The organism is Pseudomonas sp. HY7a-MNA-CIBAN-0227, assembly GCF_040310325.1.
Classification (GTDB): Bacteria; Pseudomonadota; Gammaproteobacteria; order Pseudomonadales; family Pseudomonadaceae; genus Aquipseudomonas.
Genome location: NZ_JBEOPT010000200.1, coordinates 1 through 262 on the forward strand (window position 1 = coordinate 1; position 262 = coordinate 262).

Genomic DNA, 262 nt, shown 5'->3' on the forward strand with positions numbered 1-262 from the left:
GCACAAGCTTGCTGCGGATTGGCTTGGAATAATAGCTTGTTGTCATAATTATAGATTTGTTCGATAAAGTAAGGCTGAATGCGATGACCGCCATTAGCGAAGGTAGAGTAGGCGGTTGCCATTTGTAATGGTGTTGCTTGTCCTGCACCCAATGCCAGCGATAAGGTCGTCGGTAGCTTTTCTTTATCAAGACCAAATTCATCTAATAGGTTACGGGCGTCAGAGATACCAATCGCCTGTAATAAGCGAATGGATACCAAGT

The 262-nt window shown here is 44.3% G+C and carries 1 protein-coding gene; it reads right to left on the reverse strand.

All coding sequences use genetic code 11. The annotated features are described in order from the left end of the window. Positions 1-262 (reverse strand): penicillin-binding transpeptidase domain-containing protein (locus AAEZ06_RS27565; RefSeq protein WP_350617296.1); only part of this gene is annotated, 262 nt, incomplete at both ends.